Source organism: Humibacter albus DSM 18994 (assembly GCF_000421825.1).
Classification (GTDB): Bacteria; Actinomycetota; Actinomycetes; order Actinomycetales; family Microbacteriaceae; genus Humibacter; species Humibacter albus.
Genome location: NZ_ATXT01000015.1, coordinates 1 through 15,811, shown reverse-complemented (window position 1 = coordinate 15,811; position 15,811 = coordinate 1). Strand labels below are relative to the sequence as shown.

Genomic DNA, 15,811 nt, shown 5'->3' with positions numbered 1-15,811 from the left:
GACGAGCACCACGACAAGTAAGGAACCACGTGTCCACGACACTTCGACCCCAGCTGAGCTTCGACGACGGCGGTGTGCGACTCAGCACCGACACCAGCGGCATGCGACTGCCTCGGCCCATCCTCGTCGAGCCGCTCGGCGGAGAGATTCAAACCTTCGCATACGAGAGCGTCTCAAGCAGCGGTGACGCTGTTCTTGCCTCGGCCCGGATAGCGACGTCTGACGGATCTGTCCTGCGGGTCGATGACGTCTACACGTCGGCCGAGGGTGCCGTGCGGGTGGAGCGCATCGTGGTTGTCGAGGAAGTGGGCGAGGCCGCGGGATTGCGTGTGGGGATCGATGTCTTCTCAGACCTCGAGACAGCCGACGAGTCTCAGTGGCAGTACTTCATCGCCGGCCAGCTCTACAACCGAAACGACAACGACCTGGACGGCCGGGAAGACTACCTCGGCACGTACGTTCAGGACGTCCGAGACGACAAGAACGGCACGCTCGCGGTCCTCGCTCGGCACGAGCCGAGCGGGTTCACCACGTCCCTCGCCCGCCTGAATAGACCGACGTTCGACACGTCGGTCAGCGACATAGATCTCAGCGACCGGTTCTTCGTGCAGGAGACCGACATCGGCTCCCTCGGTGTCGCACCGAGCAATGGCGGGCAGGTTCGGCTCCGAGCCAGCTTCCCGTTCTTCGAGGAGAACAGCTTCAGTCTCGACACGGACGCCTCCGCATGGGCTGCCTTCGCCCCGAACAGGTTGGGTGTGCTCGCTGAACTGACCTATGAACTGCGATTGACTGCCACGCCTGACCTGACGGAGGCGATCTGGGACCTCTACCAGCATCAGTATCAGATGCTGGGAACGGCACGTCCGGCCCCTGACGTCACGTTCGAGGAGTCTCTGGAGCATCGTCAAATGCTTACGCAGTTGTACTACCGGGACTGGGCAGAGACCGAGGATGCCAGAAAACCCGCCGGCTACCTCGTGCACTTCTCCCCGCGCACCGGAGAAACGCAAGGTTCGCTGATCGAGTTCGGATTCTCCGGCGACCAGAGTCTTCTCGCATACGCTCAAACGGTATGGGGACAGGAAAAGAACGTCCCTCTCTACGTTGATCGAGCCGCGTCCGTTATCGACTTCTTCGTCGAGCACTTCCAGCACGAAAACGGCTACTCCGAAGGAATCTACGACCCGCTCAACGGGACGTTCACGCAATGGTTCACGGGCATCCTGATGCCCTTCCAATATGCGTCCGACAGCGATGACATCAGACGGCACGTGGGACGCCAGATCGCCGGCGCCCTGGCGCCCATCGCGGAAGAACTGCGCACCGTCGACGGCAACTACCTGCGAACCATGTGCGAGTCGATCTACCCGATCCTGCTCACCTACAAACGCAACCCACAGGGCCACGGAAACTGGCTGAAAGCCGGCCGACGCTTCGGCGACTTCCTGTTGCGGACCCAGGCACACGACGGATCCTGGTTCCGCGCCTACTCTCCCGACGGCGACGGCCTCATGTCACCGGCAGCCTGGTTCGGCGGCTCCTATCTTGAACAGAAGACCGGCACCATCTTCCCGATCCCAGTGCTCACAACACTGTTCGATCTCACCGGCGACGACCGGTACCTGAGCGCTGCTCGCGCCGCGGCGGACTTCATCATCAGCACCTACGTCGACCCGGTCATGTACGCCGGCGGCCTGAACGACACCACGCACATCAAATCGGTCAAAACAGACTCCGTGGGACTCATGTTCGTCGTGCGATCCCTCTGGAAGGCGTACGTAGCAACCGGCGAGCAGCGTTTCCTCGACGGCGCGGCCAAAGCGGGCAAGATCCTCTCCTCGTGGGTGTTCCTGTGGGACGTCCCGTTCCCGGAGGGAACGCTCTTGGCTCAAGGCGGCTTCAAATCAACCGGCTGGGCTGTCTGCGACTCGATCGCCGGCGGCGGCTACCTCGACAACGAATTCCTCGAATTCACCGGCGACCTCGCCAACGTCGCCGTCGCCGCAGGCGAGCCCGGACTCCTCGACGTCTCCGAACTCGTCCAATACGGCATGCAATACGCCCTGTCGACCCCGACCAACGACCACGGTTACATCGCACCAGGCATCCAGTGCGAAGGCGTCATGACGTCGTACTGGCTGAGCGCGCCCGACACCACCTCGTTCTCCGGCGCTGTCGCCAAACACAAGGGCGACGACAACGACACATGCAACGCGCTCACCAACGGGCAAGCCGCCTACGGCATCTACGACCTCCGCGAATCGTTCGGCACCCTCGACTACGACGAAATCAGGGCCAAAGCCTTCGGCGACGCGTGAACGTACAAGACGGCCTGAGACATCGCTCGCCGTGATTCGGTGCACTGCTCCGTTCCACCTCGGGCATGTCCGTCAGCATCATGCGAGCTAGGCGTTCGACGATGTCTTTCCGCGGCCGGTCAAGTTGTATCGAGGCACTGCACACCTGAATACGTCACGCAGAGCGCTTAGGCCAAAAACGCAAGAATTCTACTCTGGAATCCACGCAAAAGGAGTTAACGATGTCCCTTGAACTAGTCCCGTCACCGTCAACAACGGGAGTCGGCCTCTGCGTTCGCCGTGCAGGCGTGAATGTGCTCAGTCTGGCCGTTCCGGTCCGGATCCGGTCGACAGACCAGGAAGTCATGTCAGGCGGATACGACTCCGTGGACGAACGAGAGGGGACGTTCGCCTGCCAATTCGATCGTGAGTTGGGCGACGGGACACGGGTGCGCGTCGAGGACCAATGGTCGCGCTCGGACGCTCAGGATGGCTTTGTTGTGGACCGGACCATCAGGGTCGACGAGAGCGGAGGAGTAGCAGGGGTCCGCACTGAACTTCTCGTGGACTCAGCACTACCGGCCGCGCACGCGGAGTGGCAGTTCTTCATTCCCGGGGCGCTGTACAACCGGAACGACACTAACCTGGACGGCAAGGAGGACTACCTCGGCTCGTACGTCCAGGAATATCGAGACGACCGCAATGGTCAGCTCGCCGTACTCGCCTACCTCCCAAGCGCGCGGCTCGGTTTCTCTCTAGCCAGGACCCTCTCCCCGAAGTTTGACTATCCTCTGTCGGACGACGAGTTGATTTCGGGGAGGATTGTCAGCGAGTCCGACATCGGCTCTCTCGGCCTAATCAGCGAAGCAGAGACACCCCTTCGCCTGCGCGCTGGCTATCCATTCGGCGAGGAGCGAACCTTCGGTCTTGACACGACAGGGCGTGGATGGGAAGGGTTCCTGCCCGCAGTCTCCGGTGTCCAGGCGGCCGTGCAATACGAGTTAAGAGTCTTCGAGGCGCCGGACCTCACTGAGGCGATTTGGAGCGTCGGCGAACGACAGCGGTTTCGCCTGAAGACCGCGCCGACGCCTCTGCCGATGCCGCTGGAACAGCTCGCTCATCACCGGTTCGCACTAACCCAGCAATACTTCCGGGCGTGGAGCGAGGACGAGGACCCGCGCCGGCCAGCGGGGTATCTCACGCACTTCTCGCCTCGCAACGGCCAGACGCTGGGCTCGCTGCTGGAATTCGGGTTCACCGGGGCGCAGTCGATGCACGCTCTCGCGTCCATTCGACGGGGTCACCGGGAGGGAGTGCCGCTGTGGATCACCCGCGGACGTCAGGTTAATGATTTCTTCGTGCGTGAATGCCAGTCTGAGAACGGCTTCGCGGAGGGCCTGTACGACACGCGCAGCCAGAGATTCGTCCAATGGTTCACAGGCATTCTTATGCCATTCCAATACTCGAATGACGAGAATGAAGTGCGTGCCTATCTGGGCAGCCAGATCACAGATGCGCTCATCCCGATCGCCGCCGAGCTCCGCGACGTGTCAGGCAACTACACCAGAACCATGTGTGAAGCGATGTACTCCATATTGCTCGCATACGAGGAGGAGTCACGTCACGGCATCGTGCAGGCCGAGTGGCTTGCAGCCGGAGAGCGTCTTGGTGACTTCCTGCTACGAACGCAGGAGAGTGACGGATCCTGGTACCGGGGGTACAGTCCGTCCGGCGAGCCGTTGACTAGGCCCGAGGAGTGGTTTGGGCGTGGCCATGTCGAGCAGCGTTCCGGAACGATCTTCCCGGTCCCCGTGCTTGCCGCGTTGCACCGTCTGACCGGTAAGAAAGAGTACAAAGATGCCGCACTGCGCGCCGCCGATTTCGTGGCCGACACCTATGTGGCGGACGTGCTGTACTGCGGCGGTCTCAACGACACGACGCAGGTGAAGTCCGTAAAGATCGATTCGACAGGTGTGCTGTTCGCCATGCGATCGCTGATCACGGCGTTTAGGGTTGGTGGGGAGCAGCGCCACCTGGAAGCTGCTGTCCGTGCAGCGAAAGTGGTGAGCTCGTGGCTTTTCCTCTGGGATGTTCCGTTCCCTGCTGAGTCCCTACTTGAGGAATCCGACTTCAAAACCACCGGATGGGCGATCTGTGACGCCATACCTGCAGGCTCCTATATCGAAGATGTGCTGCTTGAGTTCGTGGGCGACCTCTTGGATGTGGCGACGGCAGCGGCAATCCCGGAGTTCGTCGACATCTGCGAACTCGTGCTGAACGGAATGCAGCAGGGGCTCTCCATCCCGGGCAAGATGCTCGGGTACGCGGCACCAGGAATCCAGTGCGAAGGGTTTATGACCTCATACTGGCTAAGCGCGCCCGAGACCGCTCTTTTCTCTGGCGCGGTCGGCAAGCGCAAGGGCGATGACAACGATACCTGTAACGGGTTTGTCAACGCGGCCGCGCTATGCGGCCTGGACACGGTCCGGGAGGTTTACGGCATGCTCGACTTCGCCTCCATCCGTGCAGGCATCGCGAGCTGACCACGGAGCAATTCAGAGGCAGGTATCCGCTCCAGGGAATGAGCCTCTGGCGGATGTCTTGATGGGCGCCCGGCGGCCATCAGATTTCCGACAACGCGACAGCTTGCGAACTTGCGGCGACACGGCCCCCCGGGTTCTAGTCCGAGGTGCAACGTCAGGTTGTGGTGGTGGGTCCCCAGGCTAACTCGTGGAAGATCTCGGCGGGTGTCGCCCAGCCGAGGATCTTGCGGGGCCGGTCGTTGATCTCGGCGATTAACTCGTCGAGCTCGTCTTGGGTGAGGTTGTCGAAGCTGGTGCCTTCGGGGAGGTAGTGGCGGAGCCGCCCGTTGAAGTGCTCGTTCGAACCGCGCAGGTACCCAGCGTAGGTCGCAGCGAAACAATTTCGTTCAGCGGAGTAGCGATTGGCGCAACTTTCGAAGGGTAGGCGCAGCAACATATAACCCCTCCAGCGGGAGGGAGGCTCGATGGAGTGCGTCAATCGGGCGACGGTTGAGAAGTAGGACGACCCTGGCTCAGTGCCGAGGTCGGGCTGTGGAGCTGCGAGTAACGAGACTGGTGTGGACCTGCACGTGTTTACTCTCGACAATTCCACCACCCGCGGCCGACAACACCATCGAGACAGCTATCCGCCCCATGTCGAGAAGAGGTTGGCGGACGGTCGTCAACTGCGGAGTCGACCATTGTGCTTGCGGTGTGTCGTCAAACCCAACGACCGATATGTCGCCGGGAACTGACTTGCTAAGCGATCGGATCCCTTCCATGGCGCCCAGCGCAATCTCATCATTCGCGGCAACCACAGCGGTAGGTGGTTCTCGGAGGGCGAGGAGCTCGAGAATATTTTTCAGCCCGCTCTCATATGAGAACGATCCGCTCAGCTCCAACTCGGTAGCAAGCGGGAGGCCGGCGTGAAGGATCGCCGCGCGGTAGCCATCCCGTCGATCGCGTGATGCCGCCGTGTTGTCAAAGCCACCGAGCCAGCCTATGCGCTGATGGCCCAGCTCTATGAGATGCTCTGTAGCCATCCGGCCTCCGAGCCAGTTGGTTGCACTCACCGTCATCATTTCCCGGCTCGTCGGCTGGTGTGGATCGATACCAACAACCGGAACCCTCAGCCTCGCCATCGCGGAATCGTCAACAAATGTGGCGGCCACGGTCACGACGACCACGCCCACGCAGTCGTGAGGAAGGTCACCGGCAACACCCTCGACGCCGGAACGAATTAGGACTTCGAGTCCCATCGACCGCGCCCCATCGATGATCCCGTCAAGGACGGTGGCCGAATACATCGTGGTAACGCCATCCAAGACCGCAAGTATCGAACGCGTTGGGGAGTCTTCGTCCGGCCAAGAACCGGATCGAGGTCGGTACCCGAGATGGCGAGCAGCTTCCAACACGCGATTCCTAGTACCGGTCCCTACGTCAGGCCTGCCGTTTAGCACTTTTGAGGCCGTCCCCATGGCGACGCCGGCTTCATGCGCCACGTCTCTCAACGTCACTTTCACAGAATCTCCTTCAAGCAGAACCGGTCGCTGAACAACATGCTTGACTTACCAACTTCGATAGTCCATCCTGAAACCAGCATAGAAGTTCACGAAACAATTTCGGAACCAGCCTATACCCAGGGAGACATCGTGACACTGTCGTCGCACAAGGCCGGCATGACCCGTCGTAGCTTCGTCGGACTCGCCGCAGCAACATCGATTTCCGTCCTGCTTAGCTCGTGCTCAACGTCGGGTGAAGGTGCCAGTGCGCAGAAGATCAAGTTCTGGGACATGCCCATGGGCAACGAGCGCTTCAACGCTCTTGATAAGCAGATCGTTTCCGAGTACAAGCCCGCGGCAGGTCTCGCCGATGTGACGTATCAGGTCATCCAGTGGAACAACTTCCCCGCAGTGTTCGCCTCGGCAGTCGCGTCAGGGACCGGGCCAGCGGTCAGTTCCGGCGGAGGAACCACCGTGTTCGAATATGTCAGCAAAGGCAAGATTGCGTACGCCGACCACCTAATTGAAAGCTGGAAGAAGAATGGGATCTACGACGACATCCTCCCCGGGCTTCTTGACCAGTTGAAGACGAAGGATGGGCACCAGGCTGCGGTTCCACAGAACTTGAGCGCCATCGTGATGTACTACAGTCCGTCGCTTCTAGAAAAGGCGAACGTGGCGCCGCCGAAGGACTGGCAAACATACCTGGAAGCTGCCGCGGCTCTCAAGAAGATTGGCGTGTACGGGCTGGGGACAGGTGCGGGAGCCGGCAACTTCCAAGGCGGGCAGACGATTGTATCGTGGATGATCATGAACGGCGGCGGCCTTTTCAATGAAGATCAGCAGCCAGATTGTGTCACCGACAGGAATATCGAGGCGGTTGACTTCCTCATTGAGATGGTTCGGAAGGGATATTCCGATCCGGGGGCACCCACGTACACGACGACGAATGTGTCGGCGCAATGGAAGGCACAAAAATTTGGACTCGGTTTCGATGTTCCTACACTTCCAGATAATGTAGGCGCTGGCTGGGACGGGGTCATCGGATCCCCAATGGTTGGCCCCCACGGCGACAAGGGAACTCTCTGCTTTATCAACAACATCATGCTTTGGAATGACTCGCCAAGCCAAAAGAGTGGGGAGGCATTCTTGACCTATTACTTCCAGAACATGGCACCCCTTTGGACAAAAGGTACGATGACCGCGCTTCCCCCTCTCAAGTCAATTATCAATACGAAGGAGTTTCAAGCGGATAAGAACCTCATGGCTGTTGTGAACGAATGGCAACCGGTGATGAAGACTTGGGCTGCGCCGGGGAAAGCGATGGGCGCGAATACACCACTTGTGGACGGAACATCGCCGATGGCGGATTTTGCTCAGAACGTGTTGGGTGGAAAGGTGACGGCGAAAGAGGCGCTGGTAACCCTGCAGTCCGCGCTCATGTCGAGTGTCAAAAGCTGAGCGGACCTCCGACTGAATCGTCGCCCGCGACGGATACGGTGCCATGATCAAGTCGCGTCCTGTGGCTCCTGGAACGCCGACCAGCGGATTATCAGACGTGTCGGAGTCGGCGGACATGGACCACTCGGATAGTTGTCGACCACATGGGAAAACACGGCCGGACGGTACAGTGTTTACGGTCCTCGGCACTGTGGTACATCGACTCAAGAGCGCGGTGAGGCCCGTGTGCATGAAACATTCGATGAGGTTGTCGATGAGTTCCAGTTCACTCTTCGGCCAGAGTCATCCATTCTATGTTTGAGGTGGGGAGATTATCACTCGGGGGCGCATGGACCGCACCTAGCGTATGAGGGTGTCGCGACGCATGCTGATCGGGTTGCATATCGGGCTCATCGCAATGCAGCGTGTATTCGTGGTCTGAATCCTCCGGTTTCGAGGAGTGGCATCAACGCTCTCGCCGTACTTGCTTTCATCTTTTCCCGTAAACAATGTTCTTTGCCGCCGATATTAGTCAATTCTGGTTCGGGTAAGGTGGTCTCTAGTGGAGTGTTCACGATCGGGTGGGGTCGTCTTCTGGAGCCTGTCGTCGTCGCGGTCATACCCGTGATAGCTATCTTGCTGCGGCAGTGCTTTGTCGAACGGCTCAAGGTTGGGGTGGCTCGGGGATGACAGGTTCCATATCGCCTCGCACTTTCACCAATCCGGTTATTCCTGGATTTCATCCAGACCCAAGCATCTGTCGAGTCGGTGACCAATTCTATTTGGTCGTGAGTTCCTTCGAGTACTTTCCGGGGATTCCGATCTTCACCAGTACCGACCTTGTTTCGTGGACGCCGCTGGGGCATGTCTTGGACCGCCCGAGTCAGCTCGATCTTTCGTCCGCGCCGCCATCCGGAGGAATCTACGCGCCGACGATCCGCCATCACAATGGGCACTTCTTCGTGACAGCGACGAACGTCTCGGGCGGCGGACACTTCATCGTCCACGCAGAAGATCCAGCGGGCCCATGGTCGGAACCGGTCTGGGTAGATCAAAACGGTATTGATCCGTCGCTCTTCTTCGACCGCGGGCACGTCTACTTCACGTCGAACATCGAGCCGCGACCGGAGGGACCGCATATCGAGAACCCAGACTTTGTGCGGGGGATCCAACAGTCCCTGGTCGACCCGTTCACCGGCCGTCTCCTGGCTGCGCCGCAATTCATCTGGGGCGGGACCGGAGGACGATACCCCGAGGCTCCGCACATGTATCGCCGCGGCGAGTATTACTACCTAGTGCTTGCCGAGGGAGGCACGGAGTATGGACACATGGTGACGATCGGTCGGTCTAGTTCGCCCTGGGGTCCCTTCGAGGCTTCGCCGTGGGGACCGCTCGTCAGCCATCGCAGCGTGGCGAGCCCCCTACAGGCCGTCGGTCACGCCGACCTCTTCACCTTACCGAACGGCGAATGGTGGCTTGTAGCGCTCGGGATTCGGCCGGTCGGCCAATGGCCGCGACATCTGCTCGGTCGCGAGACAGTGCTTGCACCTGTTCGCTGGCGGGACGACGACTGGCCGGAAGCCGGAGACCAGGGTGAGATAAAGGTCGAGCAGCCGCGGCCTGCGCTCGCGGCTGAACCCAGAGTCGAACACAACGCGCGGGATGACTTCGACCTGCAGACGCTCGCACCCAAGTGGCAGTTTGTGCGGCGCCCGCTTGAGGTCGACGAGGTTTGTGGCGCACGGCCTGGATGGCTCACCCTCGTGGCCACAAAATCCGCTCTCGATGGCCTCTATCCGTGCTTCATTGGGCGCCGCCAGCAGCACTACTCCTTCGTGGCGCGGACCCGTATCGAGTACCGCCCAGAGCAGCAAGATGAGGAAGCCGGCATCGCTGTACGGATGAACGAAACCCACTTCTTCGCCCTGGCGATCCGGCGGCACGCCGAAGGTGTCGAGGCTACGCTGCGTCAGCGTGTTGGCGCTCTCGAGGTTTGCGCCGACGTGGCGGTTCTCCAAGGCAGCGATTTCGTATTGAGGGTAGTAGGCGACGACGATCACTACAGGTTCAGTATCGAGGGCTGCGACGGACTGGTACACACAGCAGCGAGCGTTGACGCGCGTTTCCTCACGACGGAATTCGCCGGCGGTTTCACTGGGGTCTTTGTGGGCCCCTACGCGGCGTCTCCGGCCGGCCGGTCGAGCCCAGCGTACGTGGACTGGTTCGATTACCTGCCGGAGCCGGATGGAAAGGCGAATGAATCTTCAGCCCGAACGATAGAGAAGACGACAGCATTCGTCGGAAGGAATTGATGTCTCCCGCTCTTCGGCCGGAGTTGGCGCGCGTCACCAGTCGACTCAAAGTGATCCATGGTCGTCGTGAACAGTTGATTGATTCTGGCGCCGCGGTGGACGCCGACAATCGCAAAGGCTCCATGACCGCTCACGCGTGGTACGGCCTCGCCGCACCGGAGGAGTCGAACCGATGCTTGGAGATTGTACTGATCAGAGAGCGTATCTGCATCGGGGCGGTCGCGTGATGGACGATGAGGTGCCGTTGAGATGGGGCGTGCTTGGCGTCGGGTACATTGCACCGCAGTTCGCGCGAGGTGTGTCCCTGTCGCGCAGCGGCACTCTGGCAGGCGTAGCCAGCCGAAATGCAGGGCGTGCCGCGGAGCTCGCGAGGGCGCACGGCGCGCCAAAGCACTTCGGCTCCTACCTGGAACTCCTCGACGACGATGAGATTGACGCGGTGTACATCGCGCTCCCGAATCATCTTCATGTCGAATGGACGGAGCGGAGCGCGCTCGCCGGAAAACATGTTCTATGCGAGAAGCCAATCGCGTTGAACGCAGCGGAGGCAGCGCATGCCGCTGCCGTCGCGCGTGAAAGCGGGGTGACCCTCATGGAGGGCTTCATGTACCGGGCACATCCGCAGATCACTGAAATGACGAGGCTGCTCTCCAAGGGTGAGATCGGCAACGTGCGAGTGATGGAATGCTCCTTCGGAGGCAACATGCGAGGTGGGGACAAGAACTACCGGATGCAGCGGGAAGCCGGTGGAGGTGCGTTAATGGATCTCGGCTGCTATGGCGTTTCTCTGTCGCGCCTAGTCGCCGGCATTGGTTCAGGCGCTAGCTTCGCGGACCCGATCAACGTGACGGGGATCGCCAGGATTGGCCAGACAAGCGGCGTGGACGAATGGGGAGTGGGGCTACTCGAGTTCGAGTCCGGCTTGATCTCTACAGTGACGTGCGGCAACCAGGTTGACATCGCGTCCGTCGCTCGCCTCTGGGGTACCGAGGGGAGCATCACGCTTCGCAATCCATGGCAGCCTGAGATCGACGGGCGTGCTCCTGAACTCGTTATCGAACACCGCGGAGCGATGGAATCGCGGATACTACCAGCTGATCGACCAATATACGCACTGGAAGTGGATGCGTTCGCCGAGTACGTCCGGACGGGGGTGACGCGCGCGCCAGTGATGGATCTTGAGGACTCGCTCGGGAACATGCGAGTGCTCGACGACTGGCGCCGCGCGATCGGGCTTCGTTTCCCCACTGAGGGAACGTGAGATAGCGGTGGTATCCGGGCTACGGCACTAACGCGTACGTGAGCTCGGGTCGGAGTTCATGTGCCAAATTATGTGCTAACGACCACGTCGACACGTGTCGGTGAACGTCGTTTGATGTCGCCGGCATGCCGCCTGGCCAGTGATTTACTGCGGCTTTTGTAGGTTCGCGTTGGTCGATGCTGCTGGTGCGGAATAAGTTAAGGTCAAACACCGCGACACGTTCGAACTCGTCGCCGGCGCCCTCACCGGCACTCTTCGTGATCCCGATGAGCTCATCCTGGGGCGCTACATCGACGGTGAGCTGCACATCGTCGGACGCACCACTCCCATCCGGCGCGATCAAGTCCCCAGCCTCATCGCACAGTTGCGTGCGCCAGCTGGTGAGCACCCGTGGCCGGCCGTGATTCGCTCCACCGCGTACGACCGGTTCAACACCAAGAAAGACACCCCGCTCACGCTCATCGAGCCGATCACCGTGGAGGTCTCCGCCGACGTCGCCCTAGCAGGACAATCACTGCGCCACCCCGCGAGATACGTGCGTACCAGGCCTGAATCGGACCCCAGCTCGATCCGTTAGCAGGGTTCCGGAAGGGTCGCAGTGGAACTGTTCCGCCGGTTGCTGCGGAGCCTCGCGACGCACCGGCCGCGGACGGGGGAGTGACAGGCCGCCGAACTAGAATTGAGGAATGGCACGACGGCACCCCCAGGCACAGTGGGCGATCGCCGCCGCCTCTGCGGGCGCCTTCGTCGCCGCGGCGGCCATCGGTGACACGACCGTCGCGCCTTGGGCCAAGGCCTCGCTGGTCGTTATCGGCGCATCGCTCGCTGCTTTTGCCAGCGTCGCAGGCCTTCCAAAAAAAAATCTCCGCCGCGGCGCCGCCAAATCCGATTGCTTCTAGAGATCCGCTCTGCCCTTAACCGCGCGGTGCGGAGACGCGGCTGACCGTCCTGCGCACGGTCTGTTGCCGGCCATCGTGGTGAGCGCTGCCGCACCCGCCTGATCGCGCACGTGGCCACCGAGATGGGGATCTCTCGGGCGACGGCATCGAAGTGGGTCAACCGATACAAGCAGTTCGGAGAGCTCGGCCTCTTCGACCGCTCGTCAACTCCCGTTCGACAGCCCACCGCCACACCCGGGTCTCTCGTTGAGCAAGTCGAGTCGATGCGGAGTAAGCACAAGTGGTCCGTATCCCGCATCGCCTTCGAGGTGCAACAAGCAGGAACATCGGTAAGCCGCCGCACCATCACCCGGATACTCGCGCAGCTCGGCTTGAACCGGCGGAGGGTTCATCGACCCGACGGGGGAGAGCAACCGCGAGGTCAAGAAGATCGTTGCCAAGCACCCGGGCCACATGGTCCACCTCGATGTGAAGAGGGCCGGCCGCATTCCCGATGGCGGCGGCTGGCGCGCTCATGGAAGGGACAGCGCTAAGGCCAGAGCCGTCGCGCGAACGAAGGAGCGAGGCACGCGCACAGGATACGTCTACCTGCACTCCGCGATCGACGGGCACACCCGCCTGGCTACACCGAGGCGCTGGAGAACGAGCAGGCAGCGACTGCGATCGCGTTCCTCGGCCGAGCGCGCGAGCGATTCGCCAAGCACGGAATCACGAAGATCGAACGGATCATCACCGACAATGGCGACTGCTACCGCGCCCAGGCATTCACGGGATGCCCTCGACGGCGCAGAGCACCGCCGCACGAGGCCGTACACGCCCAAGCACAACGGCAAAGTCGAGCGCTACAACCGCATTCTCGCCGAGGAGTTCCTCTACGCCCGCGCCGGGCACTCCGAGGCAGAACGATCAGCCGCACTTGACGTCTGGAACCAGCATTACAACTACCACCGACCCCGCGGCGCGCACGACGCAAAGCCACCTGCATCCGCGACGCCGCGACGCGTCAACAAGGTCCTGGCCTCATACATCTAGTCGACGGAAACTGGGCGGATTCAACTGGTCGTCGCAACACCTTGATGGGGAGGTGTGTGGTGATGCGTCGTCAGCAGGCTGCGGTCCGAATGCGCGACTCAGCCGGGCACATCGCCACCGGCGCGACGACCGTTCAGCCCAGCTCGCACAGAACGCCGTGGTCATCGTCAACCAGGCCGATGAGAAGGCCGCCGCCACCGAGGCGGAGAACATCGCCCAGGCCTACCAAGGCATCGCACGCGACTGGACGACCGCGCTCACCAGCTTGCGTGTCGCTGGCTGACCATCGGACGGCCCCGGACCCGCCCGAACCAATGACGGGAGCTCACAGATGCCAGCACTGACCTTCACCGTCACGATCCGCGACGGATACATCGATGACCTCTCGATGCGATGGACTACCTCGCGCAAGGACACTCGGCGAAGTGCCGGCCGCCGTTCACGAGGCGTACCAGCTGCTCAGCGACGGGTTCTGGAACACCGTCACTGAGGTACACCTCCGGCCCAACAGCCGCGACCTGAACGCCGAGCCGCCCGTCCCAGTCGAGGAGCGCGAGGACCCGGACGAGCATCGCAGACGCAGCGGGCAGGCTCGCCGGCATTGAGGTTCGGAGTCAGTTATTTGATGGTGTCGGCGTAGGACTCGGCGTGGTGTCGAGCGGCCATGCTTGTATTTCCCAGTGCCTTCCGCCGGTGGGCGATGAACCTGCCACCCACATCAGCGCGAGGCCGCAGCTGGTGTGGGCCGTTGAGTTTCGCTTCCGACCGGCCAGATGCCCGGTCATGATGTGGTAGGGATCGGGCGAGTTCAAGAGGTGAAGTTGTCTAGTGCCGGGAACGATGTCCCCGCACAGGCCGACGGCCTTCTGGAGCATTTCGGTGGGCTCGTGTGGGAGAAGTTGCCGCAGCGCCGGTAGCTCAGATCGTGACGGCTCGGCGAGTGCGGCCAGAACCTTGTCGTAAAGCGGGCGAAACGAGCCCGGGTCCGCGTCGTTGGTTGATGAAGGATCGGGCTGGCCCAGGCCCATGCTGCATGCGCTCAGCAGGACGCCGAGCGCAAGCAGAGGCGCCGCATACCCTAGTAGGCGGCGCCCCTGCCGATGAGAGCTTTTGGTCACGAGGTAATTGTCGTCTTTGGGTGAGCGTCCGCGACGAAAAGACTCGGGTTCGTGCTCACGTAGTAGGAGTAAGACACGTCCTTCTGGTCGGGCGTGTGCTGGCAGAAGTAGGTCCCGGACGAGTCAACCTTGGTGCACACAGATACGTGATCGTAAGGATCCGCCTGGGTTGTATCGCCGTCCCAGATCCAGAAGGCGATGTCGCCGCCCTGCCAGACTGGCGCAGCAAGGTCGAAGAAGAACCGCGAGTTCCAATCACAGGCGAACTCCAGGAGGTCGTTGCAGTTACTCCACGAGTAGGTGGGGTGGCCTTGGTCGGTGAGGGCGTCGTTCCACCAGTTCAAATCGCTGCTGTAGTCGGTGGTGTTGTATGCCATGGGCCATCCACCGTTGAACAGACACTGCGATCCGAAATCGCAGCAGTCGTCGCTGGCCGAGTGGAAGAACGTGTTAGTGCCGTTCCACCATTGGTAGGCGTACGAGACAATCGCGCCCGTATCGACATACCAACTCCCCGCAGCGGCAGACGGTTGCGCTGACAGCTGCTTACTTCCGACCAGCGAATCAGGGATCAGTTTCTTGTCGCGTGGGACCCCGTGACGAATCTTTGAGTCGATCATCTGCTTCACCGAAGGGTCCGTCCACTGCTGTAGGGTCTCGGCCGACGGCGGGAGCGTCGCCACCATCGAGTCGGCCGGGAACCAGCTCAGATCGTTGACCAGCCAGGTTGAACCGGACTTCACAAGTTCGGCGTGATGCCGGATGCTGTACGCGTAGTCCGGGCGAGCCAGCCCGTTGACCGACTGCCTGGTGATCGTCGTCGTCTCTACGACGTCAGCAGTCGCCGAAGACCCGCGAACAGACACGTTCTCCAAGCTGACAGCAGAAGATGCGCTCGCGAAGACCTCGCCGTACTGAGCCAATAACTGCATCTGCGCCGCCAGAGCTGACGCCTCCCCAGACAGGGTGGAGACTCGTGCTTGGGTGGCGAACTCGCTCAGATTCCGGTTCATCTTCGCGGCTGCCCCGGTCCCTCCGTTCAGGCACAACCCGACGCGCTGCTGAACGTCGGCCAGGACGGCGGGAGTGTCCGATAAACGGTGTATCTGGTCTGGCCTGACTGAGAGGTAAGGCGATGACGGATGTCGTCGAGATGATTGATCCCGTGACGGGCGAGATCATCGATCAGCAGCAGATCGCCGAGCAGTTGCTCGCGGAAGCGAAGAAGAAGGGCGTGAGCCTGGTCGGACCGGACGGCCTGCTGGCCGGGTTGACGAAACGGGTGCTGGAGACCGCGCTCGAGGCGGAGATGACCGAACACCTCGGCTATGACAAGCATCAGCCCCGCACGAGGGAGAACGCCCGCAACGGGTCCCGGTCGAAGACGGTGCTCACCGAGGTCGGGGCCGTGCAGATCGATGTCCC

At 61.4% G+C, this 15,811-nt stretch carries 12 protein-coding genes and 2 pseudogenes; 10 read left to right on the top strand and 4 right to left on the bottom strand.

What is annotated here, in order from left to right:
• The first annotated feature begins 29 nt into the window (after positions 1–29).
• Together H623_RS0109575 and H623_RS0109570 are read left to right on the top strand one after the other, a co-directional pair.
• Positions 30–2,321: a hypothetical protein gene (locus tag H623_RS0109575; RefSeq protein WP_022900722.1), complete on the top strand. Its 2,292-nt coding sequence runs from the start codon at positions 30–32 to the stop codon at positions 2,319–2,321.
• A 365-nt stretch (positions 2,322–2,686) separates the two neighbouring features.
• Complete coding sequence (locus H623_RS0109570) at positions 2,687–4,843, top strand: hypothetical protein (RefSeq protein WP_157560935.1); 2,157 nt, start codon at positions 2,687–2,689, stop codon at positions 4,841–4,843.
• A 154-nt stretch (positions 4,844–4,997) separates the two neighbouring features.
• On the opposite strand, the pseudogene H623_RS19005 reads toward H623_RS0109570, so the two are convergent.
• Together H623_RS19005 and H623_RS0109560 are read right to left on the bottom strand one after the other, a co-directional pair.
• Positions 4,998–5,219 (bottom strand): annotated as a pseudogene (locus H623_RS19005) (transposase); the annotation flags it as partial.
• A gap of 136 nt (positions 5,220–5,355) precedes the next feature.
• The gene (locus tag H623_RS0109560) at positions 5,356–6,129 is read right to left on the bottom strand and encodes a substrate-binding domain-containing protein (protein ID WP_245558972.1); all 774 of its coding nucleotides are present in this window, start codon (positions 6,127–6,129) and stop codon (positions 5,356–5,358) included.
• A 186-nt stretch (positions 6,130–6,315) separates the two neighbouring features.
• Between H623_RS0109560 and H623_RS0109555 the strand changes: the two genes are divergently transcribed.
• The 7 genes and pseudogenes from H623_RS0109555 (at position 6,316) to H623_RS21740 (ending at position 13,873) form a co-directional block, all read left to right on the top strand.
• Positions 6,316–7,785: an ABC transporter substrate-binding protein gene (locus H623_RS0109555; RefSeq protein WP_157560934.1), complete on the top strand. Its 1,470-nt coding sequence runs from the start codon at positions 6,316–6,318 to the stop codon at positions 7,783–7,785.
• A 665-nt stretch (positions 7,786–8,450) separates the two neighbouring features.
• Positions 8,451–10,076, top strand: coding sequence for a glycoside hydrolase family 43 protein (locus H623_RS19000; protein ID WP_022900717.1), 1,626 nt, complete (start codon positions 8,451–8,453; stop codon positions 10,074–10,076).
• A gap of 226 nt (positions 10,077–10,302) precedes the next feature.
• The gene (locus H623_RS0109540; RefSeq protein ID WP_022900715.1) at positions 10,303–11,337 is read left to right on the top strand and encodes a Gfo/Idh/MocA family protein; all 1,035 of its coding nucleotides are present in this window, start codon (positions 10,303–10,305) and stop codon (positions 11,335–11,337) included.
• Positions 11,338–12,023: 686 nt separating this feature from the next.
• On the top strand, positions 12,024–12,236 hold the full coding sequence (locus tag H623_RS21745; RefSeq protein ID WP_157560933.1) for a hypothetical protein: 213 nt from the start codon (positions 12,024–12,026) through the stop codon (positions 12,234–12,236).
• 80 nt (positions 12,237–12,316) lie between these two features.
• A pseudogene (locus H623_RS20740) lies at positions 12,317–13,268 on the top strand (IS481 family transposase); the annotation flags it as partial.
• 157 nt (positions 13,269–13,425) lie between these two features.
• The gene (locus H623_RS22270; protein ID WP_022900712.1) at positions 13,426–13,551 is read left to right on the top strand and encodes a hypothetical protein; all 126 of its coding nucleotides are present in this window, start codon (positions 13,426–13,428) and stop codon (positions 13,549–13,551) included.
• A gap of 142 nt (positions 13,552–13,693) precedes the next feature.
• Positions 13,694–13,873 carry a hypothetical protein gene (locus H623_RS21740; protein ID WP_157560932.1) on the top strand — a complete coding sequence of 60 codons (180 nt, stop codon included), beginning with the start codon at positions 13,694–13,696 and terminating at the stop codon, positions 13,871–13,873.
• A 9-nt stretch (positions 13,874–13,882) separates the two neighbouring features.
• Here the strand turns inward: H623_RS21740 and H623_RS21735 are convergent, their stop codons facing one another.
• Both H623_RS21735 and H623_RS0109515 read right to left on the bottom strand, forming a co-directional pair.
• On the bottom strand, positions 13,883–14,386 hold the full coding sequence (locus H623_RS21735; protein ID WP_157560931.1) for a hypothetical protein: 504 nt from the start codon (positions 14,384–14,386) through the stop codon (positions 13,883–13,885).
• Positions 14,383–15,399, bottom strand: coding sequence for an amidase domain-containing protein (locus tag H623_RS0109515; protein ID WP_022900710.1), 1,017 nt, complete (start codon positions 15,397–15,399; stop codon positions 14,383–14,385). The genes H623_RS21735 and H623_RS0109515 overlap by 4 nt, the downstream gene beginning before the upstream one ends.
• Positions 15,400–15,539: 140 nt before the next feature.
• On the opposite strand from H623_RS0109515, the gene H623_RS0109510 reads away from it, so the two are divergent.
• Positions 15,540–15,811, top strand: a 272-nt coding sequence (locus H623_RS0109510) for a transposase (protein WP_026939923.1), incomplete at its 3' end; no start/stop codon positions are given.